The sequence below is a fragment of the Pseudoalteromonas sp. S3178 genome (assembly GCF_005886985.1).
Taxonomy (GTDB): domain Bacteria; phylum Pseudomonadota; class Gammaproteobacteria; order Enterobacterales; family Alteromonadaceae; genus Pseudoalteromonas; species Pseudoalteromonas carrageenovora.
The window spans coordinates 1-319 of the sequence record NZ_PNCW01000545.1 but is presented as its reverse complement, the minus strand read 5'-3'; the positions used below and the strand labels follow the sequence as shown (position 1 = coordinate 319).

At 51.4% G+C, this 319-nt stretch carries 1 protein-coding gene; it reads right to left on the bottom strand.

Annotated features, from left to right (window positions below):
• A partial coding sequence (locus CWC11_RS22135; protein WP_283241038.1) for a DnaB-like helicase C-terminal domain-containing protein occupies positions 1–319 on the bottom strand: 319 nt, incomplete at both ends.

Below are 319 nucleotides of genomic sequence, written 5' to 3'. Positions count from 1 at the left end.
GCTGATCCCACCGTGATCGCGTGCAATTCGTCTAGCGCGTGAACGCACGTCTGTTGGTGTAAGACCAGATGCATCATCTATGTACATCTTGCCTTTTTCCATCAATAAGCCCATGGTGGATGACAGGCGTGCCCAATCGTCATCATCTAATTGACCGGTACGTACCTTGGTTTGGTTGATACGGCCGAGTGAGGCGAGCATCCTCATCATGATCTGTTCTGAAGGCATCTCTAGCGAGTAGATCAGTACCGGCTTGTCTTGCGTCATCGCGGCATGCTCAGCCAAGTTCATCGCAAACGTGGTTTTACCCATCGACGGA